At 59.4% G+C, this 24,635-nt stretch carries 22 protein-coding genes and 1 pseudogene; 6 read left to right on the top strand and 17 right to left on the bottom strand.

All coding sequences use genetic code 11. From position 1 onward, the window contains the following. Positions 1–247 precede the first annotated feature (247 nt). Positions 248–1,054 carry a TIM barrel protein gene (locus AC0NIH_RS32020; protein WP_473467565.1) on the top strand — a complete coding sequence of 269 codons (807 nt, stop codon included), beginning with the start codon at positions 248–250 and terminating at the stop codon, positions 1,052–1,054. A 256-nt stretch (positions 1,055–1,310) separates the two neighbouring features. Here the strand turns inward: AC0NIH_RS32020 and AC0NIH_RS32015 are convergent. After that, a pseudogene (locus tag AC0NIH_RS32015) lies at positions 1,311–1,567 on the bottom strand (transposase); the annotation flags it as partial. Between the two features lie 481 nt (positions 1,568–2,048). Here AC0NIH_RS32015 and AC0NIH_RS32010 point away from each other — a divergent pair. From AC0NIH_RS32010 to AC0NIH_RS32000, 3 genes are all read left to right on the top strand, one after another. Next, complete coding sequence (locus AC0NIH_RS32010) at positions 2,049–3,080, top strand: LacI family DNA-binding transcriptional regulator (RefSeq protein WP_473467567.1); 1,032 nt, start codon at positions 2,049–2,051, stop codon at positions 3,078–3,080. A 961-nt stretch (positions 3,081–4,041) separates the two neighbouring features. Then, positions 4,042–4,536 carry a ChuX/HutX family heme-like substrate-binding protein gene (locus tag AC0NIH_RS32005; RefSeq protein WP_473467569.1) on the top strand — a complete coding sequence of 165 codons (495 nt, stop codon included), beginning with the start codon at positions 4,042–4,044 and terminating at the stop codon, positions 4,534–4,536. Between the two features lie 138 nt (positions 4,537–4,674). Next, positions 4,675–4,974, top strand: coding sequence for a hypothetical protein (locus AC0NIH_RS32000; protein WP_473467571.1), 300 nt, complete (start codon positions 4,675–4,677; stop codon positions 4,972–4,974). 457 nt (positions 4,975–5,431) lie between these two features. On the opposite strand, the gene AC0NIH_RS31995 is transcribed toward AC0NIH_RS32000, so the two are convergent. The 14 genes from AC0NIH_RS31995 to nifW form a co-directional block, all read right to left on the bottom strand. Beyond that, complete coding sequence (locus tag AC0NIH_RS31995) at positions 5,432–5,731, bottom strand: hypothetical protein (RefSeq protein ID WP_473467572.1); 300 nt, start codon at positions 5,729–5,731, stop codon at positions 5,432–5,434. 778 nt (positions 5,732–6,509) lie between these two features. Continuing rightward, positions 6,510–8,414 carry an ABC transporter ATP-binding protein gene (locus AC0NIH_RS31990; RefSeq protein WP_473467574.1) on the bottom strand — a complete coding sequence of 635 codons (1,905 nt, stop codon included), beginning with the start codon at positions 8,412–8,414 and terminating at the stop codon, positions 6,510–6,512. Beyond that, positions 8,414–10,261, bottom strand: a complete 1,848-nt coding sequence (locus AC0NIH_RS31985; protein ID WP_473467576.1) for an ABC transporter ATP-binding protein — start codon at positions 10,259–10,261, stop codon at positions 8,414–8,416. The genes AC0NIH_RS31990 and AC0NIH_RS31985 overlap by 1 nt, the downstream gene beginning before the upstream one ends. Positions 10,262–10,353: 92 nt before the next feature. Further along, positions 10,354–11,238 carry an SIR2 family NAD-dependent protein deacylase gene (locus AC0NIH_RS31980; protein ID WP_473467578.1) on the bottom strand — a complete coding sequence of 295 codons (885 nt, stop codon included), beginning with the start codon at positions 11,236–11,238 and terminating at the stop codon, positions 10,354–10,356. A gap of 37 nt (positions 11,239–11,275) precedes the next feature. Beyond that, positions 11,276–11,488 carry a putative nitrogen fixation protein NifT gene (nifT, locus tag AC0NIH_RS31975; protein ID WP_473467580.1) on the bottom strand — a complete coding sequence of 71 codons (213 nt, stop codon included), beginning with the start codon at positions 11,486–11,488 and terminating at the stop codon, positions 11,276–11,278. After that, positions 11,485–11,805, bottom strand: coding sequence for a nitrogen fixation protein NifZ (locus AC0NIH_RS31970; protein ID WP_473467582.1), 321 nt, complete (start codon positions 11,803–11,805; stop codon positions 11,485–11,487). The genes nifT and AC0NIH_RS31970 overlap by 4 nt, the downstream gene beginning before the upstream one ends. A 90-nt stretch (positions 11,806–11,895) precedes the next feature. Continuing rightward, positions 11,896–12,090 carry a 4Fe-4S dicluster domain-containing protein gene (locus tag AC0NIH_RS31965; protein WP_008878193.1) on the bottom strand — a complete coding sequence of 65 codons (195 nt, stop codon included), beginning with the start codon at positions 12,088–12,090 and terminating at the stop codon, positions 11,896–11,898. Positions 12,091–12,121: 31 nt separating this feature from the next. Then, a complete protein-coding gene (gene nifB, locus AC0NIH_RS31960) occupies positions 12,122–13,603 on the bottom strand; it encodes a nitrogenase cofactor biosynthesis protein NifB (RefSeq protein ID WP_473467584.1) in 1,482 nt (493 codons plus the stop codon). Positions 13,604–14,099: 496 nt separating this feature from the next. Continuing rightward, positions 14,100–15,848: a nif-specific transcriptional activator NifA gene (gene nifA, locus AC0NIH_RS31955; protein WP_473467586.1), complete on the bottom strand. Its 1,749-nt coding sequence runs from the start codon at positions 15,846–15,848 to the stop codon at positions 14,100–14,102. Between the two features lie 161 nt (positions 15,849–16,009). Then, positions 16,010–16,309: a ferredoxin family protein gene (locus tag AC0NIH_RS31950; RefSeq protein ID WP_473467589.1), complete on the bottom strand. Its 300-nt coding sequence runs from the start codon at positions 16,307–16,309 to the stop codon at positions 16,010–16,012. Positions 16,310–16,321: 12 nt separating this feature from the next. Continuing rightward, positions 16,322–17,629: an FAD-binding protein gene (locus tag AC0NIH_RS31945; protein WP_473467592.1), complete on the bottom strand. Its 1,308-nt coding sequence runs from the start codon at positions 17,627–17,629 to the stop codon at positions 16,322–16,324. Positions 17,630–17,639: 10 nt separating this feature from the next. Further along, a complete protein-coding gene (locus AC0NIH_RS31940; protein ID WP_473467594.1) occupies positions 17,640–18,749 on the bottom strand; it encodes an electron transfer flavoprotein subunit alpha/FixB family protein in 1,110 nt (369 codons plus the stop codon). An 18-nt stretch (positions 18,750–18,767) separates the two neighbouring features. Then, complete coding sequence (locus AC0NIH_RS31935; RefSeq protein ID WP_473467596.1) at positions 18,768–19,616, bottom strand: electron transfer flavoprotein subunit beta/FixA family protein; 849 nt, start codon at positions 19,614–19,616, stop codon at positions 18,768–18,770. A gap of 177 nt (positions 19,617–19,793) precedes the next feature. Continuing rightward, on the bottom strand, positions 19,794–20,171 hold the full coding sequence (nifW, locus tag AC0NIH_RS31930) for a nitrogenase stabilizing/protective protein NifW (protein WP_473467598.1): 378 nt from the start codon (positions 20,169–20,171) through the stop codon (positions 19,794–19,796). An 11-nt stretch (positions 20,172–20,182) separates the two neighbouring features. Between nifW and AC0NIH_RS31925 the strand changes: the two genes are divergently transcribed. Beyond that, positions 20,183–20,353, top strand: coding sequence for a hypothetical protein (locus tag AC0NIH_RS31925; protein ID WP_473467601.1), 171 nt, complete (start codon positions 20,183–20,185; stop codon positions 20,351–20,353). Between the two features lie 445 nt (positions 20,354–20,798). On the opposite strand, the gene nifS is transcribed toward AC0NIH_RS31925, so the two are convergent. Together nifS and AC0NIH_RS31915 are read right to left on the bottom strand one after the other, a co-directional pair. Beyond that, entirely contained in the window at positions 20,799–21,962 is a 1,164-nt protein-coding gene (gene nifS, locus AC0NIH_RS31920; RefSeq protein WP_473467603.1) for a cysteine desulfurase NifS, read from the bottom strand. A gap of 170 nt (positions 21,963–22,132) precedes the next feature. Next, complete coding sequence (locus AC0NIH_RS31915; RefSeq protein ID WP_473467606.1) at positions 22,133–22,453, bottom strand: HesB/IscA family protein; 321 nt, start codon at positions 22,451–22,453, stop codon at positions 22,133–22,135. A gap of 300 nt (positions 22,454–22,753) precedes the next feature. Between AC0NIH_RS31915 and AC0NIH_RS31910 the strand changes: the two genes are divergently transcribed. After that, positions 22,754–23,815, top strand: a complete 1,062-nt coding sequence (locus tag AC0NIH_RS31910) for a hemin-degrading factor (RefSeq protein WP_473467608.1) — start codon at positions 22,754–22,756, stop codon at positions 23,813–23,815. Positions 23,816–24,635 lie beyond the last annotated feature (820 nt).

The following is a 24,635-nucleotide window of genomic DNA, read 5'->3' as shown; positions in this document are numbered from 1 at the left end:
CGAGGCCCGTTTATCTGTGGGAAGCTGGCAGCGTTAAGCCCTGCGCCGGTGCTATCATGTTTCAGCCGGCGCCACGGCCCCGTTAGCCTAAGCTTCTGATAAATGGACGAAAAATAGTGTGAACAGAACCGGGGCAAGTTCAATTGACTTGCCCCGGCATGCCGATCATTTCGGCTCATGAATGAACCCACAGAACAAGCCTGTCAGTCGGAACGACGGCCGGACTTCATAGAAGGAAAGCGACGCCATGCGCCAGGCACCACTCAGCTTTGCACTCGACCAAATGGCGGCGCCCGGACTGGGCGTCATGTCGTTCTTCGCGCTCGCCCGCGAGCTCGGTTTGACCGAGGTTCAAATCCGGCGTGATCTCTGCACCAACGCAAGTGCTCGCGGCATGTCGACAGCCGAGATCAGCTCTGCCGCCATCGAAGCGGGCGTTACGATTATCTCCGTCAATGCCTTACAGCGCTTCAATGACTGGACTCCCGCCCGCAAGACCGAGGCGTGCAAACTGGCCGATTATGCGGCGGCCTGTGGAGCCAAGGCGCTCATGCTAATGCCGGTCAACGACGGCTCGTGCCCTGCCAACGATAAGCGCCAGGACAATCTTCGCGCCGCCTTGAAGGCGCTCAAGCCGATCCTTGAGGCGCGGGGTCTGATCGGACTCATCGAACCGCTGGGCTTCCAGACTTCCTCGCTTCGATCGAAGCAAGAAGCGGCCAAGGCCATTGCCGCTGTTGATTCCCGGTCTGTTTTCCGCATCGTGCACAACACGTTTCACCACACGCTGGCCGGGGAGACATTCTTCTTCTCCGACCTGACAGGTCTGGTGCACATATCAGCGGTAAACGATCCGACGTTCTGGATCTACCCGGATCGCCTCCTAGGAGGTTTTGATAATGGCAGTCAAATCCAGGCCCTGCTTGACGGCGGCTATTCAGGACCCTTCTCAGTTGAGCTTGTCGAAGAAGTCCATGCGCTTGATGACTTCGCAGGTCCATTTGCCGCCAGCCTCGATCTGATCCGACATGGCATATTGAGGCGCACTATCTAAGGCGAGCGTTTTCAACATGTGAGGGTGCCGCCTTTTCCCACGCCGGCTCGGCAATGGTGTGAGCTGCTTTGTAATGGCAGCGTAGAGGTGAACCTCGGCAAATTGGCTGCTATCGTTCAACCGGAAATCATCCGACCTGGCAATTTCGGCCAGCTGCGCGACCGAGCTCCGGAATGTTCGACCCCGGAACACCAGATCCTACATGCTGTTAAGACCAGAGTGGTGCCACACCCCGTGCACATCTGGAGGGCATCTGTGCGTTAATGCCTTCATGGGTAGCGGAGACACAGCTTGACGTCGCGCAGGCCGCGACGTGTTGCCCAGGAGCTCCGTCCAGATCAGCTCGGCCTCGGACGTACCAATCCCATACCAGCGCCTCGCACCGGTCCGTCCGCGTTCACGCCGACAGCGACGAACCATCCCAACGCCGCGCCCGCGGCATCGGTCGGTCCACAGATATTGCCGGTAGCCCTCAATTGGGCCTCCAAGCAACCTTTTAAGCCCGCCGTCAATCTATCCGAACAGCCGGCTGACCTGCCGCTCTTAAACATGGGCTTTTGACCAGATCGCCGACGCCTCCGTCCACCTGGAGGATCGGTGCGGCTTTCATCAGAATGGCATCGAGCTTGAAAACCGAGTTGTGAACATCCATTGTTGGAGCAGTCGTGCATTAACGGATTCTCTATTTTCTTCCTCCGCTACTCACGCGAGAGCTGCTACTGGTGTTGGGGATGTGCTCCGACAGCCCTGGCTCGTCCATTAAAACATAGAGCCGGCGCCAAGCAGATCCGCTGTGCGCCGGCTAATTCAACGGGAAATTTTCATCGGGCATTTCAACAATCAAGCTCCAAAGAACATTCCGCAGCCTGAGAATCAGAGGCCTAACTTCTCGGGGGTGAAACGCAGCAGGCGCGCTGTTCGCGTATTCGCTCTCGTGCAGCGCAGGCCCTGCAGCGCTGGGCAAGCATCTACTCTGTGAAGATAGAATTGGAACATGGAAAAGCGTCCCACAATTGCCGATCTCGCCCGAGAAGCCAGAGTGAGTGTGACTACAGTCGATCGGGTTCTCAATGCTCGCCAGCCGGTCCGGGAGGAAACTGCGCGTCGCGTTTACGACGCGGCCCTCGCCATCGGGTATCATGGCACCGGTCTGATCAAACAACGCCTCCAACATCATCTGCCGCAATATCGGCTGGGGTTCGTTTTGAGAAAACCCAACCACCTCTTCTATCAAGATTTCGCGCGCGAAGTCGAATCGGCGGTCAGTTTGGCCCAGTCCTTCCATGGCCTTGCACGCATCGAATATACCTCGTCGAACATGCCAGAAGAAACCGTCAGTCTCTTGAAGGACTTTGGCGGACGCTGCCATGCTCTCGCCATGGTTGCGCCGGACCACCCGAAAATAACAGCGGCGGTCGAGGAGCTCAAGGCGAGGGGCATCCCGGTTTTCTCGCTACTTTCCGACTTTGCGGCCGGCGTGCGCGAGGGCTACGTCGGCCTCAACAATCGCAAAGTCGGGCGAACGGCTGCTTGGATATTGTCCAGGGCCGCAAAGCGACCTGGCAAAGTGGCGGTAATGGTCGGCAGCCACCGGTTCCTGGGGCAGAAGCGCCGCGAACTCGGCTTTCGCTCCTATTTTCGTGAGAATGCTCCCGGGTTCGAGGTGCTCGAAACACTTGTAAATCTCGACAAGCGGGAGATCACATACGAGAAGACGCTGAACCTAGTGCAGCGGCAACCTGAGCTCGTTGGCTTGTATGTAGCCGGCGGTGGTATGGAAGGCGCCATCTTGGCGCTCCGCGAGGAGGGCACAGACCAGAACCTCGTGGCCATTGTTAATGAAATCACACATGAATCAAGGGCGGCGCTCAAAGACAACATCATAACGATGGCGGTTGGTACACCACTGCGCCGGCTTTGTGAGGAGCTGGTGACGTTGATGGCCAGGGCGATCGAGACTGGAGCTTCGAATACACCCGGACAGACAATACTGCCGTTTGACATCTACCTGCCGGAGAACATATGAACTCATAGGCTTCCATCAGCCAGCCCATTTCCCTTCCACAAAGCGCTCGCTCGTTGAGTGCCGCGGCACCGGATTCCGGCCTGTAAGGAAAGCCAGCCGACCCCAACAGCATTGCTGCTCATCGGTGTGGTCTCAGGCCAAGAATGCGCTAGCTACAGCTCACCATCAAAGCCACGACATTTTAGCACAGGCCAGCATCCGCTTTGCCGGTCTGTGAGATGAGCAGGCCGCGGCTGCACCTACAGGAAAACCGTGGTTGCGTGACAAGGCTCGCGGAGGGTGAACGAGCATGAACCACCTGATGGTCGCTCAGGACAGTTTCGCCGAAAAGCGGCTCGCTCCTCTGAGGCTAGGGCTCGCCCCGAGACGTGATCCCCGGATCTACTTAGCCTAGGTTGCGCAGAGCCGTCCTGTCCCCACCCCACGAATCTTAATTGTCGAGTTTGACAACCGGCTCTTCAAAAACCTTACTGGGCTATATGCCGAAGAACCGGCACCCGGTGGTTAAGGCTCATGCGTCTGAAAGCTCTGGCGCGGCCCAGCACCTCGGGTTTCCCCTAAGCACCTTAAACACCGTCGCGTCAGGGGCGACGACATAACGAAGTCTCCGTATGCGCGTTCCAGCGTAGCATGCATCCGTTAGGTGATCGCCGGATCGGCCAGACCGGCGAAATCGTCTTCCATCCATATACAGTGTGGCATCTCGCAATCGCTCTGACCTGGTAGCCGTTGCGTGAAGAACGTCGTGTTACCGACACGTCCTGTTAGATTTGTCAGATGAGCGACGCAAGGCGTTTTGGGCGAGTGCTTGCTTTGCCGCTGCAGACCTTGAATAGCCTGCTCAAGATGCTCTTTGCGATTGCTCGAGCTCGTCTGGCACGACTTTTGTTGCGTACCTTAGGCAGGAAAAGCAGCTGCCTGACACCCTGTCCAAATCGATGCCCCGAGGGAGCAAACCAACATGCCAAGTCCTAGCCAAATCGTTTTCCGTTATCAAAACAGAATGGCGAATACCGGGATCTCTAGCCGCGTGTCCACGTTTGTTGACCGCCTCGAAGCGGTAGGCGAGGCCATGGCGCAAACCCATAATGGCAATGCAGTGCACTGGAAAGTCGGCGTTTACGACAGGGTAGCGACAGCCAACCAGCGTGCCATGATGCTCGGCGACGGCATCGAATTGCGGATTTTCCCCAAGGTTTGGCTCAAGCAGAGCGAAAAGGAGAGTGGCAAGGATTGCCGTCCAAGCGGCCACGGTCGAGAACCTGCGCGAGCATCGGATTCGGCTGCGCGATCCTCATCCATTTTTCGACGTGTTCAAGATGTTGAACCCCCAAGCGCATCGGGCCTCGAACCAATGTGCTTGACCCGAACTTCCATCTGCATCTCAAGACAACACGACCGCGAGCTCTGGGCCGTGCGCAAACCAACGTCGGACGGCCCTGTGGGCGTCGTTTGAAGCGTATGGCCCCGACGAAGCATAATCATCCAGTTATTCAGTGCTCGCCGCGCAGGCTAAGGCGAGCGCAGCGACCGGCGTTTTTAACCGAGAGCCTGCCGCGTATCCCAATCCCCACAGCCGCATGAGGTAACGCCGATGCTCCCTGATTTTTATCTTCGCTCGTCGCTCGCGCCGGTGCTGTGCGTACTGCTCACCACAGCGCTGCCAGCCAAGGCCGGCGATGCCAAAGCTGTAATTTCGCCGACCACCGCCCCGCCTCCAGGCTTCGTTACCAAGCTCGCCGAGGCGCTTTGCGAGGGTTTGCGTTCAAGGGCGCGCTTCCCTGAGTTAAACCCCCAGCGGAGCGCAAATAACGGTCCGGCGCGGCAGCTGCCGTTGCAAGGGGCGTCCTCCAATGAATTCTCAATCACCCTGGAACTGAATGGCTGTGAGTAAAAAAAAGCGTGAAAACCGATTCTAGCCTTCATCAATGGAGAGAACGGCCGCCATATGTATCCGCGAAAAAGCCCTTCTCTAGGCTTGATATCCACCGGGACGGCCTCCTGAACCGCAACGAGCTCACTCGTAGTTTATAGTGCTCTGAGGGCTCGTCGGAGTTGACCCGATGTGAGTGAATGATTGAATGCAAGCTCAGGAGGAGAACGCAGGTCGCCATCACCAATGTGCCCTTGGCGACTTGGCGGTGAAGCAAGATGAGATTGATCCATATGTCCTGCCTGTGATCTCGCGCGTGCCCTGGAGGAGGTCGGGCCGCCGGCAGGCATTGCTGAGCTCGTTGCAGCGGCGTTTCGGCGATCGCATCACCATTGAAAGGGGAAGCTGGACTGCATCTCGTCATTTGGTTCAACGAATTGTCGAGATCAGGCGAAGCGGTGCTGGCTGAAACGGCTCGTCACGCCGGGCTGGGCGTGCATCCGATCTCGCCGCTATATTGCCTAACCTCGCGGGCAGACCGCCTGACCAATATCGGGCTTGTCATGGGAGTGGGCAACTCGCGAGAGCGACACAAGTCGATGTTTCTGTCTTCTAACTGCTGCGCGTTCCTGGTGGTGTTTGCCAGCTTGGCGATGACTTCGTGCAGCATCATCTCCACACCCTTGTCGATCTGCCGGATGCTCAAGGCGGAATAATCATGAGGCGGCTCATGGTCGGTAGCAATACGCGCCACGCGCGGGGCTTTTCTGAGGTTCATGGGGAGGGTGGTCTTGCGCTATCTCCGCTCACGCCCGCTGCCGGTGCAGGGGCTCTATTTCGCACCGCCACCGGCGCGGCGCAAGGCCGTCCGGAGCTCCGCACCTGAACGTCTGGTGTCGTGAACCATTGCACGTCGATCTGGGCTGTTTCTGGTCCTCGTGTCGCTGATCCAGATCACGTCGAATCGGTATGGGCGTCTTTGGTCGACTTGTCAGCGCTGCGAGATTGATGGGAGCTGGCCGACCCATCATGAGGCCTTCTTCCCGTCGACTCGCATCGGGTACAAGCGTAAAAAGCATTGGCACCCCCCGGCATGAAATGGAACAATTCGAGACGTTCTTGCTCGTCTGATGAGTGCATGTCGAAGAGTACCTACGAGTGCGGTCAACAAAGTGCGCCATATTCTATATTCGCTTTAGCGAGGACCCGCGATCGATGAACGGGCTGACGAGAGCCTCCAGGAGACGGAGGACTCCTGGGACCAGAACCTGTTGCACACGGCCCAGGGCAATTTTCTCGAACCGGGCCGGGTGGCCGAGGCGAGGCCAGCCCGTTCCGGTCTGGCCAGTGATGGTCAGGTTTCATGCGCCGTTCGGCTAAAGCGCAAAGGCTGTCCGCGAATTACTGGAAACACCGCGACGGGATGAGCCAAAAAAGTCTCTGATGCAGGCATCGAAGCAATGACATCGCCTGGTGAGAAATGCTTCGGTCTCGCTCGAGGCGCAGCTAGGTGCCCCTCAGACGAGTGGACGGCTGGATATGGCTCGCAAGGAGCATCAGGTACTAGAGGCGGTGTGTCCGGTAGGATCGACATCCTCTTCGGGAATGTCGTCGAACGACGAGTAGTTCAGATCGTAGAGTTTGGAATAGAGCCCGCCCCTCGCCATCAGCTTGCCATGGTTGCCGCTCTCGAGAAGCTGGCCATTCTGAAGCACGATGATGCGATCGGCACCACGGATTGTGGCGAGACGGTGGGCGATGACAAGTGCAGTCCGGCCTTCGAGGAGCTTTCGGAGAGCCTTTTGGATCACCATTTCCGTGTAGCTGTCGATGCTGGCGGTGGCCTCGTCTAGAACAAGGATCTTGGCGTCGGCGACGAGAGCGCGGGCGAAACTGACAAGCTGGCGCTGGCCGAGAGAAAGATTGCCGCCGCGTTCGCCGAGTTGAGTTTCATACCTGCCGGGAAGGCTCATGATGAAATCGTGGGCTCCGACTACCTTGGCCGCCTCGATCACTTTGTCCCGTGTAGCTTCCGTCTTGTGGTAGCGGATGTTCTCGAAGATCGTCCCGGTAAACAGAAACGGCTCCTGCAGCACCATGGCGATCTGGTTGCCGAGGGATTCCTGTGTGAGATCGCGCACATCATGTCCGCCGACCATCACTTGGCCTTGCTGAGCATCATAGAAACGGTGGACGAGGGCCATCGCGCTCGATTTGCCAGAGCCGGTCGGTCCGACTAATGCGACCGTCTCGCCGGGATTGACCCGGAAGGAGACGTTTTTCAGCACCGGATGGTTGGGCTCGTAGCCGAACGTAACGTTCCTGAACTCGACCGAGCAGTCAATTTCCGGCGAAAGGACCCTCGCATCTGGCTTGTCCTGGACTTCGACCTTGACGTCGAGCACATCGATCAGGCGCTTGCCGGAGGCCATCGCGCGCTGCATGACCGAATACTGCAGGGTAAGGGAGCGAATTGGATCAAAGAAGCGTTGAATATAGAATATGTATGCCACCAATACGCCTACACCGATGCGGCCATTCATAATCATGGAGCCGCCGACCACAATAACGACCGCCATGGCGAGACCGGTGAGGCCATCGACGATCGGGACCATGACCTGTGCATACCTGGCAGCAGTCAGGTGAGTCCTGAGGTCGGCACGTGCCTTTTCGTCATACAATACGAAGTTTACGCACTGGCGGTCCATGGACTGGACGGTGCGCACGCCCTGAATCGCTTCGGCCAATGCGCCGTTGACGACTGAATTGGTCTCCTGCGCAGCCATGAAGGCTTCGCGAGCACGCGGCAGCCACACGATTCGAATAATCAACAGGGCCGGCAAGACCGAAAGCGTCAGAAAGCCGAGGCTGAAGTTGACCGACAGCATTACGAAAATGATGCCGAAGAGAAGCGCAATGTCGCCTACGGAGTAGACCGAGTTTTCGAGAAATTCGTGGATAGAGTTGACGTCGCCCTGAAGGCGAGACATCAGGCGTCCTACCTCGGTCTTGTCCATGAAGGAGAGCGATACCTTCTGCAGATGGGCAAACATGGCGCGGCGGATGCCGAAAAGGACGTTCTCGGCCATTTTCCCTACCACGGTTTCCTGCGCGTACGCCGCGCCGAAATTAACCAGAATGGCAAGCGCAAACGCGACTGCGGCCTCAAGCAGGGCGGAGGCATCAGCGCCTGCCGGGGTTATGGCGTGGTCGATGGCGTAGCGGATGATCAGCGGGATGAGAAGCTGCGTGCCAGTGAAAATTAGCAATGCGGCAAGTGAGACGCCCGCCATGGTCCGGTAGGGATGAACGAAGGCCCATATGCGGCGAATGATGTTCTTGTCGAAAGCTCGGCCAAAGATCTCCTCCTCGATGCGAGGGGACCCGACGACCGCGCGCGGAGGACGCCTACCGCTATCATTCGGTTCGATTTTGAGCTCGTCGGCGTGCTGCTTGGCCATCAGGGCGCACCTCCAAACGTGGCCGCAAAGTCATGTCCAGGGCGCAACTGAAGTTCATAAAGGGCCCTATAGCGTCCTCGCTTGGCCAAAAGCTCTTGATGAGTGCCGCGTTCCACGATCTCGCCGTTGTCGACAAACAGGATCCGGCTGGCGTGCTTGAGGGAACTCAGCCGGTGCGCGATAATGATTGTCACCCTATCTTTGGCGAAATGCCCTATCGCCGCCCGGATGCGCTGCTCTGTGGCGGCGTCGATCGCGGCCGTTGAGTCGTCGAAAACGACGATTGAGGGGCGCAACATCATCGTGCGAGCTATGGTGAGACGCTGACGCTGCCCACCAGAGAGAGATCCACCACGTTCGCCAACGACCGTCTTGTAGCCCGCGGGCAGGCCAAGGATGTAATTGTGCAACTGGGCGGCTTCGCTGGCGTGTTCAATCCGCTGTTCGTTCGCCCAGGGGTCGCCATAAGCGATGTTGTTCTCGATCGTGGTGGTGAACAGGTATGCATCCTGCTGTACGATGGCGACCGCCTTGCGAAGCGTAGCCAAGGTCACCCCGCGGACGTCCTGCCCGTCAAGCATGATGGTGCCGCCAGTGACGTCATAAAAGCGAGGAATTAAGTGAGCGATTGTCGATTTTCCCGAACCCGGCGGACCCACTATCGCGATCGTCTCGCCCCTATGGGCGCTAAACGTGATGTTCTTCAGAATAACGCGGTTTTCGGCGCCGGGATATGCAAACGAGACATTGTCGAACTGCAGGGTGCCTTCGCCGATTTCGAGTGGTCTTGCACCGGAAGCATCCCTTATCGTGGTGTCCTGGTCGAGCAGACCGAAGACGCGCGAACCGCAAGTGTAAGCGCGGGCGAAGCCGTTCACCATCAGCCCGATCTGGCGGACGGGCATTTGCAGTATGGTCATGAACGTCAGGAACATCGTGAGAGTTCCAACGCTGATCTGGCCGGCGATGAGCTTGTTGCAACCGATCCAGAGGACCAACCCCATGGCGAAAAAGAAGGCCAGGGTCATTGCCGACGTATTGGTCACGTAAACGTTAACCTGCTCGTGGGCGAGTTTGAGCGCATTTTTCGAGGCGCGGTCGAACTTTACCATTTCATAGGCTTGCGCCGAAAACGCCCGGACAACGCGGATGCCTGCGAGATTTTCCTCCATCACGCGCCCCAAGACGGAAAGCCGCTCCTGCAGATCCAGCCAGATGGCACGTAGCTTGAGCTGTGTGACCGACGACCGCCAGGCCACGAAAGGCATGAAGCTCAGGGCGATGAGACCGAGCACCGGGTCGGTAGAAATCATCATGCAGGCGCCGATCCCGATCAGCATGATGAGCATAAGCAACCGAACCAGAGCGGTGGAAAAATACATGCGCACGCCGTCGAGATCGAGAATGCCGAGAGTGATCAGGTCGGCTGAATGCACCCGGTCGTGAAAGGAAAAGCTCAGGCGCTGGACTTTCTCATAACAAGCCAGTCGCAGTTCGTACGCGGCGTGATGCCCGACGGCTTCGGCAAAATAGTTTTGCGCCATCGTGAAAAGGCCGCGCAGCAAACTCGCTACCAGCAGCAGGAGAGCCAGAATCCAGAGCGTTTGTTCTGCAGCTTTCCCCGTGAGATCCCTCCCGATTGCCACCTGGGTCTGGTCGACAGCCCGGCCGAGAAGCCACGGAATTAGCAACTGCAGGACCACGGCTATGATGGTCGAACCGATAGCAAGTGCGACCTGCCACGGGTGCCTCAAATTGATGCGCGTAATGCGCAGTAGTATGTTTAAGCCCCGACCCCACCCGGCCGCTTTCACATGCGCGGAAGATTTGAGAAGGGTAGTGCCCACAGAATGTCCCCGACTGAATTTTGTGCCTTCGGAACCGAGCCGGTCGACTCACACCAAAGACGCCTTCCAAGGTGATCCTGGCGGCCGTCGGCTCAAGACGCTGATCCGGCGAGTTGTGCGACGGCTTCGCTCGCTGGCATGTCGATCACCGTGATTCCGCTTGCCGCCAGGAAACGGGCTTCGTTTCTTGTCAGCGTTTGACCATCCATGATCGCGTAACGGGGGCCTCCCGAGCGCTTCATGATCTGCCTGGCGTAAGTGCGCAGCATTTGATCGTTGAAGCGGCAGCCAACGAAGAAAAACCCTCGGTGGACACGTCGTTCCTTGACCACGTGAGGAATGGGCGTCTGGATATCGATCTCAGTCAGGGCTTCGACATAATCGGAATCGGCGATGAGGAAATTTCCGGCCGGCCTGATACTGCCGTGAGGCGCATAGAGAACCGTCTCTGTCGCTGCTCCGGCCTCAAGCTCCCTTCCGAACAAGTCGTAGGTTCTGGTCCAGACGTCGCGAACTTCGTTCGCCCGCGTGACGCCTTGTATCTCGGCGACGTCGGTTCGCCCGGCCTCAGCCAGCGCCGCCCTCATGGCGCCTTCGTACCAGCTGTCGATGATGAGGGAGAGCGGGAGCTTTGCGAGCCAGTTGTGGAGGAGGGTCGGCGTCGCCGGCCCCGCGAATATATCTGTCATCCAGGCTTGAAGTGTGCGGCGATGCCGGCGCTGCTCGATGAATTGCGCGACGGACCACATGTTGGTGCGGATCTTCGAGGGGGCCGGCGCCCGCGTATTGAGTGCGGCGGCGACGGCCTCCGGGGTACACGGTACAGGCGACTCCCCTGAGCTTAGCCGGAGGAGACCCGGACCGAGATATGGGATTACCTGATCCGAGACGAGCGCTTGTCTAGCCAGCTCAAGCAGCTTTCGGGCGAAACTGTCCCGCACGACGACGAGGTGGCCGGAGGTCGGGATCGTGTTCATGCTCTTTTCCTCTTGATCCTCTCATCGAGGGGTAGCATCAGTCCTCGCCGGGAAGCTTCCTTGCCTCGACGGTGATTGGCAGGCGCGTATGTGGCGGAAGATCGGGTAGGAGGAGCCGCCACCCGTTCCTGAGCGTTACGACCCCGCCCCAGAGGCCTTGGTTCTCGAATTTGATGATCGGCTCTTCGAGGTCCTTTTTGGGGACATACGCCGACAATCCCGAATCGGTCCTGCGGATCATTACTTTCATCCGGCCGTTCCTTGTTTGGCGTTTTCTTCGGCGTTGAAGAGAGGGTCGGGTTTGTCGAGGCTCATCAATTCACGCGCTCGCATGCCCACGACCGTCCCGCGGTCGATCCATTCGACTGCGTAGATGAAGAACTGCTGGAGAAAAGTGCCGACGTCGCGCACATAACCCTCTTCGCCCTTGCGCACGAGATTTTCGCCGATCTCCCTGCCAGGATAGGTGCCGTCATTCCTAACGTGACGAGTCGCACGAACCCGCTCTCCCGGCTGAAATTGAGGAGGTCTGCGGACTTCCACCTCCTGTTCGCGTGCGAGCCACATGGCGGATCCTTGGTTCTCTTTGGCTACTGTCATTGATGAGGCGCGCAGGCATTGCCCCGGAGCAGCCAGTTGTGCGGGTAACCAGTGGACTCAGGCAGGAACGCAGGTCTTCGGCACAGGACACACCGAAGCACATTGCTGCGTGTCGAAAGCTCCCTCGCATTCGGTGCACTTCTGCAGCTCGACCACGTAGCTCTCGCCTTTGAACTTGATCGCACCCGAGGGACACTCGAATTCGCAGGCGCCGCATTGTGTGCATTGGGATGCGATGATCTTGAAAGCCATTTTGACTCCTGATTCGAGTAGATGAGATAGGTCAGGCCGTTGCCGCGCGTGCCGGGACGCCGAACTCGGCGGCGTAAATCACGCCGATTGCCGTTTCGATGTAGTCATGGCCGTAAGCGTCGGTTGCTCGGATACCGGCGGCCGCGAGCTGATCCTTGGGGCAGTCTCCGATTTTGACGCAAAGCACGAAGTCTACGCCTTTCAGCGCGGCGATGACCCCGTCGAGAGTGGCGTTCTCGCCCCAACCCCCGAGGCAATACTGCTCAACCTTGCGGTGACCGACAAAGTTGATCCCCCGCGCCGAGGCTTCATACATCTGGAATTCCTTGGCATGGCCGAAGTGTTCGTTGACGCGACCGCCGCCCTTAGTCGCCACCCCGATGAGAAGGGACTTTCCGGAACTCGATGTCTTCACCACTCCGATCGCTTCGCTCCTGGCCGCCAGGTGATCGCGGCGCTCGTCCGCGACCAACCCACGGTAGGCTTCGCGTTTGCTGGCATCGTAGGTGAGCTCACCGGGGATGTGGTCGAGCGTGAATTCCTGGCCACGATCCTCACCCAGCAGGCCGACGGCATCTGCCCGGCACTGCCGGCAGTGGCGCATCAACTTGGCGCCGCCTTCGAGACGATCCTGAAGAGCCTTCATCTCCATTGCATTTGGGCCACGCTGCCCAGTCAACCCATAGTGGGTGCCGTGCGCCGGGTCCGAGATCAGAGGCATGATGTTATGGAGGAACGCGCCGCGCTGCTTGACCCACTTGTTCACCTCAATCAGGTGCTGGTCATTCACTCCGGGTATCATGACCGAATTGATTTTGGTGAGGATGCCGCGTGCGCTGAGCATCTCCAACCCGAGCATCTGCCGCTCGTGCAGGATTCTGGCGCCTTCGACGCCGCAATAGCGGCGGTGACCGTAAAAGATCCAGGGATAGATTTTCGCACCGATTTCCGGATCGACCATGTTGATTGTGATCGTCACGTGATCGACATTCATGTCGGCAAGCTCGTCGACATGGTCCGGCAGCGCGAGCCCGTTCGTGGAGACGCAAAGCCTGAGGTCGGGGATTTCCCTGACTACGCGTTCGAACGTGGCCTTCGTCTTCTCCCAGTCGTAGCAGGCATCACCCGGCCCGGCGATGCCAAGCACCGAAAGCTGCGGCACCTCATTGGCGACCGCGATCGCCTTGTGGACTGCCTGATCGGGCGTCAGTCTTTCCGAGACAACCCCGGGCCGGCTTTCGTTGGCGCAGTCATATTTGCGATTGCAGTAGTTACACTGGACATTGCAGGCCGGAGCGACAGCGACGTGCATACGCGCGAAATAGTGGTGCGCCTCTTCTGAAAAGCACGGGTGGTCCTTGATCTTGCCCCAGATGGCGGGATCGACATCGTCCAGCCCTGTCGACGCTCCGCAGGAGGAAGATGCGCAGCCACCCGACTTGGCGCTCACCAGCAACTGGTCCGAGACCCTCGCGCCGGTCAGGCTCTCAACTGAAGTAGCCGGTGCGGCCATTGAACGGCTCCGTTACTGGTTAATGTCGCCGTTCGAAGCGCAAGAGCGATGCCAACTGAAAAGGTGGCGCTAGCTCACCCAATTGGCTTCGCCGTCGGATATCATGGAGTTGCTCCGACATAGCTTGTCGGACTTCTAACAGGGGCACACTTAGAACGTGAGGAAGACGACTGCGGCCGGACAATCAGTTCAAGAAAGACAACATCCTCGTCGGAAGACGGTCGGCAGCTGTGCCTAGGGCGATCACGCGCGTCGACCGCTCAGCCGGCCCTCGGCCAGGCGCATTCGTCCGTGGTGAAGTTGGCACTGCTCAACTGGGTCTGAAGGGTTCCGATTCAGGAGGGTGGGGAACTCCTTTCTGCGATCGGCAAGACGCCGGAAAAGGCAGATGATGAAGGGGGTGTGACAGCATCACACGCTCGCGCAACTTCGGCCTGGGCTCCGACACAGTTCGCGCAGCTGTCGCAGTGTTCTCGTTCGTCACGTCATGAGAATGCTAAAATTTCTTCACCTCGATGCCGTGTCGGCGCAAAGCGTATCCGACTTGTCGCGGCGTGACGCCGAGGACACGGGCGGCCTTGGCCTGAACCCAGCCGACCTTCTCCATCGCGTCGATCAGCCGGTCGCGTTCCGTCAGGCGCGGGCCTATTGGGGGGAGAGCGGAATCCTCCTTTGCAGGGTCGGCAGTATGGGGTCGCACGTTGTCCTGCGGGGCGCCGAAACGCCCGCCCGGCAACGCCAATCCGCCGGGCATCATAGTGCTTCGAAAGCGCTGGTTGCCGAGATTGCCGCTGTGCAAAGGATCAGCTCTTTTCCAAAGGAGCCAAGACAGGCATTGGTTATTGTTGCAGGCAAAATCCGATGCAGTGATTGTCCTCGAGGGCGCTAAAGTGGCCGTCCTTTGTACGCAGTTCTCCAATTCGCGGACGTTACCAGGGAAGTAGCATTGCGAGATAAACTCGAGCGCCGACGGCGCGAGGGCGAGTTCGAGATGGTTCTCCTTGTTGAATCGTTTGAGGAAGGCGTTCGCAAGGCGAGGAATGTCCCCCGGTCGCTCCCTGAGCGGAGGCAGGATGATTGGCACCACATTGATGCGAAAATAGAGGTCGGCCCTGAAATCCCCGTTTACGACAGCCGACTCGAGATCCCTGTTGGTGGCGCATATGAGTCGCACGTCGACCTGCAGCGTCTTGCTACCGCCGACACGCTCCAGTTCGCCTTCCTGCAAGACGCGCAACAGCTTGGCTTGGAAGGCAGGCGAGATCTCGCCGATTTCGTCCAGCAGCAGCGTTCCCCCGTTTGCCAGTTCAAAACGGCCGGCGCGCTGGGAAATTGCCCCTGTGAAGGCACCTTTTTCATGTCCGAAAAGCTCCGACTCCAGAACGCTTTCCGACAGTGCGGCGCAGTTCAACTTGACGAAAGACTTCGTCCGCCGGCGCGAGAGCTTGTGAATGGCTTGCGCAAAAAACTCCTTGCCGGTGCCGCTTTCGCCTCTCAGAAGCACGGTGGAATTCGTCCTTGCTACAATGGAGACGGTTTTGAGCACCTGCTTGAGTGCGGGGCTCTCCCCGATGATCCCATCCATCTTGACAGCCGCGTGCGCGACGGGGTCGGTCCGGTCCTCGTTGGACGAATTCTCCGCAGGCCAGTGCTCATCGACGCGCCGCTCACGATCGGCAGTCAAGGCGCGATGCAGGCGAATAGCCCGGCCAACGAGGTCGGCAACCATCGTCAGGAAGCAGATGTCCTCATCGTAGCGGGACCCGTAGTCGTTGTCTCTTACGATCGACAACGTCCCAAGGACCCTGTCCTCGGCCTTAACCGGGACGCCGATAAAGGCCATCGGGAGGGGATTGACGCCAGGACGAGTTTGAAGGTCGCTCTGAAAAAACTCGGACGTCCTGAGGTCCGCGATGACGAGCCGCGTGCCCGTTGCGAGGATTTGATTTATTGCGGCCTTTGGTATGATGGGGTGAGTGCCTGCGCTGTCTGCACTCGCAGCGATCTCCGGCTCACCTTCAGAGCCGAGGACAAAGATTGCTCCATAACGCAGTTGGAGGAAGGACGGGAGAGTGCTCACCACGTTGGTGAGCGTAACCTCCAGCCGAGCGGGAGCCATCAGCGCCTTCGAGACCTCATAGATTCCCCTGTGCCAGTCATCTGCTTCGTTCCCCTCACTGGCGGGTTTGCGGAAGGTGTCTCGACGTCGTGCTTCGTTGACCCGATCCGGGGATATGTGAGCCATGGAAAGACCTCAGCGGTTGTGGTCAGGGTGCTCCTCCCAAGCGCCTTTTCATCAGTTCAGGACGTTCACTCCCTCCGCACTGGGCGCGATGGTGCCGGCAAGATTGCGCTTTGTCATAACTTCGGGACTGCACAGTTGCACTGAGCCGGTGCCAAGGCCGATCATCCGAACTTGAAGAGCACGCCAAAGCCACCACGCGGATAGTTCCATTCGATCTCGCCGCCGGCCTCGCACAAAACGCGGCAGGTGCCGCACTCCATGCAGCCATCCGCGGTTATTTCGACCTGACCTTTGTCGTTCAGCTCATAGCATTTCGCGGGACAGACGTGGGTCAGTGCGAGCAGACTTGCGCTCGGTTGCTCGTGCGGTCGCACCTTTATATGCGGACGGCCGGGGTCCACTAAATAACGGTTCTGGTAAAGCTTGTCTTCGACACGTAATTTCGTCACCGGGTTCGTCATGTCGTCAGTGCCTCACCGCCACGCCAATGCCAAGCGAACCGCGTCGCTGATCAGCCCCCAGCGCGAGCGCGCCTTGATGAAAGCTGCCGTGGTCGCCTTTTCCTTCTCGATCTTTGGCGTGCCGTCGACACGCATGAAATTCTGCGCAGCTTGCGACATCAACCCGGGGTATGTCGTGAAGAAATTGGAGGCGTTCGTGTGGAGCAAAGCCGGCATGTCTTTGTATTTCCGCAGGTCTTTGATCACGAATGATTTGTCCAGCATTGCCTTGTAAAGGGCGAGGTTGCGCTTGGTCATAGGATCGTTGCGTCTCTTGACCTGGATGATAGCCTCCGCCGCCATGCGGCCCGAGGTCATGGCAAGGTTGGAGCCCTCGCGGTGAACGGCGTTGTTCAATTGCGCGGCATCGCCGACAACCACCCAGCCGTCGCCAAAGAGCTGCGGAATAGCCTTGTAGCCGCCTTCGGGAATGAGATGCGCCGCATATTCTTTCACCTCCGAACCGGCAATCAGCGGCCGGACCGAAGGGTGGTTTTTGAATGCGTCGAGAAGGTCGTACGGGCTCTCCCTCTTGGCGGCGAAATCCGAGACGAGGCAGCCGATGCCCAGTGAGATCGATTCCTTGTTGGTGTAGAGGAACCCGAGCCCGGCCATGCCGTGGGATATCGTGCCGACTGCCTCAATCACACAGCCTTCACCCCCTTTCACGCCGAACCGCTGCTCAATGACCTCTTCGGGCAGGAAATGCATTTCCTTGACTGCGAGCGCAACGGATTGCGGCTTCAGCATCTTGCGCAGGCCGCCCCGTGTGCCAAGCAGACCGCAGACACCCTCTGCAAGAACAACCACGTCCGCGTAGATCACTCCGCCAGCCCGATCCGTGCGGACGCCGATCACCTTGCCCTTGATGTCACGCACGAGGTCCGTCACCGTGGTCTCGCACAAAACGGTCGCACCGGCCTCCCGCACCCTGCGCGAAAACCATTTATCAAACTGGGCACGGATGATCGTATAGCGATTGGGCTTCACCTCGTTAAAATCGTCAGACCGGTAGTGAATTCCGGTGTGGGAGGTGTCGTCCATAACCCATAGCCGCTGTTCAACCAGGTGCCGCTCGAGAGGTGCATCATCGCGGAAATCGGGAATGATCTTCTCCAACATGTTCGCGTACATGATAGCACCCTGGACATTCTTAGAACCCGGATATTCACCTCGCTCCAACTGGAGCACATTCAAGCCGTTGCTTGCCATAGTGTAGGCGGCTGCGTTCCCGGCCATTCCGGCGCCGATGACAATGGCGTCGAACTCTTCCTTGATCATCTGCATCGCCTTAGCTCGCAAGCTTGTCGCGACTGTGCGGTGACAGCCGCCGGGTGAAGGCCTCGATTAAAGCCGGCAGGAAGCGCACCGCGTCGGTGACGATCCCGAGGTGAGCGAAATCGAAAATCGGCGCGTTCGGGTCGGTGTTGATGGCCACGATAAGATCGGCTCCCTCAACTCCAACGCGGTGCTGGATGGCGCCGGAAATGCCGGCCGCTATGTAAAGCTTTGGCCGGATTGTCTTGCCTGTTTGGCCGATCTGCCGATCGGCCGACATCCAGCCCTTTTGAACCAGCGGCCGCGAACAGCCGAATTCGGCGCCTATCACGCGCGCGAGACTCTTTATAAGCTGCAAGTTCTCCGCTCCGCCGAGACCTAGCCCTCCCGCAACAACCACGTCCGCATAGGCGAGATTGGCGATGCCCGACTGGCTATCCGGAAGGAATCCCAGCACCTTGGTGACGATGTCGTCCTCGGCGAGCGACAGCTTGTGCGGGATGACACGCCCGATCGCTCTGTCGGTCCGCTGCGGCATGGGCATGACCCTCGGTCGCACCGTCGCCATCTGCGGCCTGTAATTGAGCGTGTAGATCGTGCATAGCAAGGAACCGCCAAAAGTCGGGCGGGTCGCGGCGAGCGAACCGTCAGCATCCACGTCGAGTTCGGTGCAGTCGGCGGTTAGCCCTGTCAGCAAGGTGGTTGCGACGGACCCGGCGAGATCCCTGCCGAGCGTGGTTGCGCCCAGAAGCAGGATCTCGGGTTTGTAAGTATCAACCAGATCCGTCATCGCCTTGGTGAAAGGCTCATTGCGATAGTCGGCGAGCAGCGGCGCCTCAACGAGGTAGACGAGATCGGCGCCATAGGCGAAGGCCTCGGCGACTGCCTTCTGGGTGGGATCTCCCGGGGGTCCGAGCACAGCACCCGCGAGCTGGACGCCAAGTTCGTCCGCCAGCTTGCGGCCCTCGCCCAGCAGCTCGAAGGATACGGGGTGGACATGGCCGCGTTCGAGCTCGATGAAAACCCAGACATGCCGATAGTCCCTGAAGCGCTCGGGAAGCTCTTTCTTCATCCCGGCACGGCCGGGGGGCTGGCGAGGGGCGTCTGAGTTCGTGCTCGACATATGGTCTGCTCCTTGCCGTCACGCGCCCTCGAAGGCGAGTTCCGGTTCCAGCGCCGGCTGGCGGGTGAAGATTGCACCGATCAGTTCGTCGGCGACATTGCGCAGCGTCTTCTCCGCGGTCTCAATTTGCGCGGCCTTTTCCGACCGGGCGCTAGGGGCAAAAACGCGTTTGACGACCGTCGGCGAGCCACGCAAGCCGCATTTGGTGAGATCTTCAATGCCGGCCTCGGCCGCGCTCCATTTCACAATCTGGCTGCGCGCGGCGCAAAGCGCGTCTTCGATCGAGCCCCGGCGCATCTCGTTTGTGCCTTCCAGCATGGTGATGAGGCATGGCAGCCTGCTCTTCAGCTTCTGGGTGCCGCCCTCGCAGCGGCGCTCGACCGTGATCTCGCCTGCAGCAAGATCAATGGAGGCGATTTTCGCGACATAGGTGAGTTGGAGCAGATCGAGACGCTTGGCGATGCCGGGTCCGACTTGGGCGGTGTCGCCGTCGATCGTCTGTTTGCCCGTGAAGACCACGTCCGGCGTGCCGAACGTCTCCCCGATCTTCGCGATTGCCTGGGAAAGAGCAAAGGAGGTGGCCAGCGTGTCGGAACCGGCAAAGTAGCGGTCGGTCAAAAGCACCGCGCGATCGGCGCCATAGCCGAGCGCCTTGCGCAGGGAGTCCTCGGCCATAGGTGGACCCATGGTCAGCACGGTGACCTCCCCACCATAGGCGTCGCGTAGCCTGAGTGCTTCTTCAAGGGCGAACAGATCGTAAGGGTTGATGATGGTCGGCACACCCTGGCGCATGATGGTGTTCGTCACCGGATGGACCCGTATCTGTGCTGAGTCCGGCACCTGCTTGATGCTGACGACGATATGCATTGGCGTTCTCTGCGTTATCCCGATGCGGGCTGGCGGTGCGCGTTCTTGTTTGCATCATTCGTGCCAGGCGTTTTGCGGGCGCCCGTGCCTTGTAATTCCATTGATCATTTCTGAAGCCTCCGGTTTCGACGTCCGAATTGTCGGCTTGTCGACATTGTCGCGTCGCAACTATGTGGCTTATTCGCCGAACCGCTTCAGGACCGAGTCGAACGGAACGAATGTGCGGCCTGGCGTGTGAGGTTTGTCCGGATCATGGTCTTTGAGCACCTTAAAAACCCGCTGCGCGAGCGGCGAGGAAGCCGCGAACTCCTCGTAGGCGCGTTGCAGCATGGCGCGCACGCGCGCGGCAATCACCTGGTCGGGCAGGCCGGAGAAGTCTTCATCGGCAAGGTATTGGCCCACACGCTTGAGGATATGCAGCCGTGAGACATTGAGCACCATCGGATCATACGTGACGCCAAGGACAGCGAAGAACTCCTCGGCGGATGACAAGCCTTTCAGGCGCTCGAGGATGTTGGTGACGTCGATGGGACTGTTGTCAGCGGAACAATTCATTGCATTCTCCCTTGTCCGAAACGGTGGTTCTGGTGCGTTCGTCGCACGTTGGACATGAAGCCCCGAAGAAAGCCCCGTATCCGCAGTTTGATGACGAACGCGCTGGCAATCGCCTCGTCGACTCGACTGTTATCCGGCGCCTGGCGCTCGGCTCGACCGAGGTCTGGCGCGAGCACCAGTGACAGGAGAGGCCGGACCCTTGAGAGCCGCTGGCGGCCGCGCGCCCGACCATCTGCTCGATGAGCTGTAGCGCTGCTTCCCTGAGCCCGCCTGGTGGGCAGCTGCACATATCCGATGGACGACAAATTGAAAGCCGCAGACGCCGCTCTCGAACGACACATGGAGATCGTGCGGAGGTCATCTGACACGATGCCCTGGGCCGCACCGAGACACTCCGTGCGACCACGGCGCAAATTGCTTCGAACCTGTCAGTCCCCATGATCGCGTGCCGATCTCCATCCAGGCAAGCCGGCTGCCGCAAGCAGGGCGGTTGCAAGCTTTCCGCCAACCTCGAGGCAACGCGGTGCCTGCTCGACCCCGCGCAGGGTGGCATCCTTGAGAACACCCGGCTGCTCACGAATGGACGCCGGTTCTTCTGCCGCTGAGACCTGGAACGCATTGGAGAGCCTATGCGCGGCTTCTATTCGACCCGGAACTGTGGGCGTGGCGCAGCTTCTCCACGATCGAAGGCAAGACCTCGAGCACCCGGTCCACGTCTTCTTGTCCGTTCTCACGCGCGAAAGAGAAGCGGACCGCCCCATGTGGCATTTCCATTGCCCCCAGGACATGGCTGGACTCCGCACAGCCCGATGTGCAGGCGGACCCCGAGGAACAGATGATACCCTCGCGGTCCAGGAGATGCAGGATTCCCTGGCCTTCAATACGTTCGAAGGCGATGTTTGCGGTGTTCGGCAAACGCTCCAGGGGATCGCCGTTGACGAAGCTGTTTGGGACACGCTGGAGAAGCCCGGTCTCCAGTCGGTCGCGGAGCCATTTTATCCGCGGGGTCTCGTCATCCATGAATTTCAAGGCAAGTTCGGCGGCCATGCCGAGCCCGATTATGCCGGGCGCATTTTCGGTGCCCGCACGCCGGTCGCTCTCTTGGTGACCGCCCTTGATCAGAGCGTGGAACGGCACGCCGCGCTTGACGAAAAGTGCGCCTATCCCTTTTGGCCCATGAAATTTGTGGCCGGAGAGCGACAGCATGTCGATAGCGGTTGACTTCAGGTCGATCGGGAGCTTGCCGACTGCCTGCACGGCATCAGTGTGGAAAAGAGCGCCGACTTCCTTGGCCAATTCGGCGAACTTGGCGACGGGGAAGATCGTACCACTCTCGTTGTTGGCCCACATGATCGAGACGACCGCCACGTTTGGGGTAAGCGCGGCCCGGTAAGCGTCGACGTTCAGCCGGCCATGGCGGTCCACCGGGATCCTGTGCACCTTAGCGCGCCGCGTCTCCTCAAGATGAGCGCACAGGGTCAGCACAGCCGGATGTTCGACAGCGGAAGTCACGATCTCGGTTCGGTCCGGCATCACCTCGAGCGCCGAAAGAATGGCCGCATTGTCGCTTTCCGTTCCACCCGAGGTGAAGGTGATCTCATCATCGAACTGCGCGCCGATCAGCGCCTGCAACTGACGGCGCGCCTTTGCCAACGCAGCGCCGGCAAATGCGCCAAAACGGTGCGCCGACGAAGGGTTGCCGAATTGATCGGTAAGGAACGGCAACATCGCTTCAACGACCGCGGGATCGACCCGGGTCGTTGCGTTGTTGTCGAGATAGACAACTGTCATCGGTGGTCTCCAATCGAGCGGAATGCCGTTAAACGCGGCCTGGTCGCATCGAGCCTGCGCCGTTGAGAGTGCGATCCAGAGTCTGCGCAAGTCTCCACAGATTGAACGCAGGCCCGGGACCAGGGCCACCGCCAAGCTCACCGAAGGCGCCCTCTCTCCTTCTTCGACGATCAGCCGAATGACTTGCCGCAGGAGCACTTTTCCCGAGCGTTAGGATTGTCGAAAACAAAGCCGGAGGATTCGAGACCCGTGATGAAGTCGACGGCCATGCCAGCGACATGCGGTTGGGAGTCGGCGTCAACAAACACCTTGATCCCATCTGTCTCGACAATGGCGTCGCCCTCGCGCGGGACGCTCTCAAGGCCCAATGAATATTTGAAGCCGGAGCAGCCGCCGGCCTCAACCATGATGCGAAAGCCGTCTGCGGGCTCGCTAGCGGCGGACAGAGCGGTCTTGACGGCGGCAACGGCCTTGTCGGTGAGCGTGATCATGGCTCGTTTCTCCTCGATGCGGACGAATTGCGGATTACCGTGCATGGACCGTGCCAATGGGAAAAGCCGTTTTCGAACAGCGGACATCCCCAACACGCCCAGGAGTCCGCTTTCGGAATTGCCGCATATACGTCGAGCATCGACGCGTATTGTCGGATTTGTCGGTTCCGCCACACCTGCATGGACCCGAGTTCCTCGTCGAACTGCATGCAGGCGAGGTTTCCGGGATGATTCCAGGAATTGGTACGCCTTTTGAGAAGTCTCTCAACACCGACACTATGCGCAACGCAGGGTTAAAACATGCACCAGCGCCAGAAACCTTCGCCGGAGACAATCCGGCGTGCACGCAAAGACTGTCCCACCATCCGCGGCCGCGATCTCGCCGGCAAACTGGGCATTTCGGAAGCGGAGCTCTACGCGGCACATTGCGGTTTTGGCGCGCTGCGTATCGAGCCGCGCGTCAATGATGTGCTTACCGGTCTCGAGGCGGTCGGCGAGGTGATGGCGCTGACTCGCAATGACAGTGCCATGCACGAGAAGATAGGCATCTACGACAAGGTGTTCACCGGCAACCATCGCGCGATGGTGCTCGGCAATGACATTGATTTGCGCATCTTCCCGAAGGTGTGGACGCATAGCTTTGCCGTGGAGACACGCGAAGCCGAGGAAGTCCGCCGCGGGCTGCTGTTCTTCGACGCGGCAGGCGAGGCAGTGCACAAGGTATATCTGAGACCGTCCTCAAACCTCCATGCCTATCGAAAACTGATAGACGAGCTCCAATCCTCCAACCAGGAGCCGATCATCTCGGTTGAAACGTGGTCGGCCGACAACGACGCAAAGATTCCGAACCCAGCCGCTACGGTCGATGACCTGCGCGAGCACTGGAGTCAGCTGACCGACGTGCACCAGTTCTTTGGCATGCTGAAGGCGCTCAATCTCAGCCGCCGCCAGGCGGTGCGCATGGTCGGCGAGGACTACGCCTGGCTGCTCGACCATGCTGCGCTTGGCTCCATGTTCCATCGTGCGGCCGAAGACGAGATGCCCATCATGTGCTTCGTCGGCAATCGTGGCTGCATCCAGATCCATTCCGGCCCAATCAAGACGATCAAGCAGATCGGGTCGTGGATCAATGTGCTCGACAAGACCTTCCGCCTGCATCTCAGGACCCACCACATCCGCGAGGTTTGGGCCGTGCGCAAGCCGACCCGGGATGGCCACCTCACGTCACTTGAGGCCTATGGCGCTGACGGCAAGATGATCATCCAGTTCTTTGGGATGCGCGAGGAAGGCGCACCCGAGCGCGACGACTGGAGGTTACTAGCCGAGAACCTCCCGCGCATTCCCCGTTCGACCGCTGCTTGAGGCAACACCGATGCGTCTTGATTTCCGTTCTCGCGCGGTGTGCGGGCCGCTACTTTGGACTTTGCTGCCATCGCTGTGCCGCGAACGCCAACCAGGGCACAGCTGCGATTGGGGTCCGCCGCGGATCGCCTCGAGGCACAGGCTCCATTCCCACGAGCGTTTCCGCGTTTGGCGAGAATCGCCGCCATCGCTGCCGTTGCGGTGAGCCCCAACCCGAACCCCGCGGTAAAGCTGCTCAATGCAGGCAAACGTGTCCGCTGGCCGCCGGCGGGTATGTGTCAGTCAATTTTTCGGGTGCCCGTCATGTACGGCAGCGGCGGCAGGAATTGGTCCAGGTGAAGTCGATTGGCGGCTGAGTCAAATTTCCAGAGGACGGCCTCCACAAAGGCATCCTCGAATTTTCTATCAGCAGCAGGGGGCCCGGCGGCTGATGCCGAACTCGAACAGCTAGTCTTAGTCTAGCGTCCGGATGCTTATGCGCGGCCCGACCGCTGTAGCTGGGAAATAGCGTCGCGAGCCTGACGGGCTGCCCTATTGATTTGACCTCAGCCAGCAATGTGCGTCTCGAGGTCGGTCCTCGAGCCTCCCTCGGATTGGTCTCAGCAATCCGAGTTATCGAGCAAGTGTCGACGACGACGCAAAGCCGCTCGCTCGCTACGGCGCTTGTGGGGGGCGCGCGGCGAGCGGCTTTTCTGCCGCCGAGCTGCGTCCGGAGTGGCAGGTGACCTCGATCGACTGGGCCCGGTCACTAGGCTCCCCGTCGATCTTCATGCGCCATCCTGTCGTGTCTGGAACGGACAAGAATGTCTGATGCCCACCA

The sequence above is a fragment of the Mesorhizobium sp. WSM1386 genome (assembly GCF_055901595.1).
This window is presented reverse-complemented; position numbering and strand designations above follow the sequence as displayed.

What these genes read in the sequence shown, in the direction of transcription:
- AC0NIH_RS31945 (WP_473467592.1), bottom strand. Translation starts at nt 17,629, where the DNA reads ATGATCAAGGAAGAGTTCGACGCCATTGTCATCGGCGCCGGAATGGCC.
- AC0NIH_RS31940 (WP_473467594.1), bottom strand. Translation starts at nt 18,749, where the DNA reads ATGTCGAGCACGAACTCAGACGCCCCTCGCCAGCCCCCCGGCCGTGCC.
- nifS (WP_473467603.1), bottom strand. Translation starts at nt 21,962, where the DNA reads ATGACAGTTGTCTATCTCGACAACAACGCAACGACCCGGGTCGATCCC.
- AC0NIH_RS31965 (WP_008878193.1), bottom strand. Translation starts at nt 12,090, where the DNA reads ATGGCTTTCAAGATCATCGCATCCCAATGCACACAATGCGGCGCCTGC.
- AC0NIH_RS31970 (WP_473467582.1), bottom strand. Translation starts at nt 11,805, where the DNA reads ATGTGGCTCGCACGCGAACAGGAGGTGGAAGTCCGCAGACCTCCTCAA.
- nifT (WP_473467580.1), bottom strand. Translation starts at nt 11,488, where the DNA reads ATGAAAGTAATGATCCGCAGGACCGATTCGGGATTGTCGGCGTATGTC.
- AC0NIH_RS32010 (WP_473467567.1), top strand. Translation starts at nt 2,049, where the DNA reads ATGGAAAAGCGTCCCACAATTGCCGATCTCGCCCGAGAAGCCAGAGTG.
- AC0NIH_RS31980 (WP_473467578.1), bottom strand. Translation starts at nt 11,238, where the DNA reads ATGAACACGATCCCGACCTCCGGCCACCTCGTCGTCGTGCGGGACAGT.
- AC0NIH_RS31950 (WP_473467589.1), bottom strand. Translation starts at nt 16,309, where the DNA reads ATGACGAACCCGGTGACGAAATTACGTGTCGAAGACAAGCTTTACCAG.
- AC0NIH_RS31990 (WP_473467574.1), bottom strand. Translation starts at nt 8,414, where the DNA reads ATGGCCAAGCAGCACGCCGACGAGCTCAAAATCGAACCGAATGATAGC.
- nifA (WP_473467586.1), bottom strand. Translation starts at nt 15,848, where the DNA reads ATGGCTCACATATCCCCGGATCGGGTCAACGAAGCACGACGTCGAGAC.
- AC0NIH_RS32005 (WP_473467569.1), top strand. Translation starts at nt 4,042, where the DNA reads ATGCCAAGTCCTAGCCAAATCGTTTTCCGTTATCAAAACAGAATGGCG.
- AC0NIH_RS31935 (WP_473467596.1), bottom strand. Translation starts at nt 19,616, where the DNA reads ATGCATATCGTCGTCAGCATCAAGCAGGTGCCGGACTCAGCACAGATA.
- AC0NIH_RS31910 (WP_473467608.1), top strand. Translation starts at nt 22,754, where the DNA reads ATGCACCAGCGCCAGAAACCTTCGCCGGAGACAATCCGGCGTGCACGC.
- nifB (WP_473467584.1), bottom strand. Translation starts at nt 13,603, where the DNA reads ATGGCCGCACCGGCTACTTCAGTTGAGAGCCTGACCGGCGCGAGGGTC.
- AC0NIH_RS32000 (WP_473467571.1), top strand. Translation starts at nt 4,675, where the DNA reads ATGCTCCCTGATTTTTATCTTCGCTCGTCGCTCGCGCCGGTGCTGTGC.
- AC0NIH_RS31915 (WP_473467606.1), bottom strand. Translation starts at nt 22,453, where the DNA reads ATGATCACGCTCACCGACAAGGCCGTTGCCGCCGTCAAGACCGCTCTG.
- AC0NIH_RS31995 (WP_473467572.1), bottom strand. Translation starts at nt 5,731, where the DNA reads ATGAACCTCAGAAAAGCCCCGCGCGTGGCGCGTATTGCTACCGACCAT.
- AC0NIH_RS32020 (WP_473467565.1), top strand. Translation starts at nt 248, where the DNA reads ATGCGCCAGGCACCACTCAGCTTTGCACTCGACCAAATGGCGGCGCCC.
- nifW (WP_473467598.1), bottom strand. Translation starts at nt 20,171, where the DNA reads ATGAATTGTTCCGCTGACAACAGTCCCATCGACGTCACCAACATCCTC.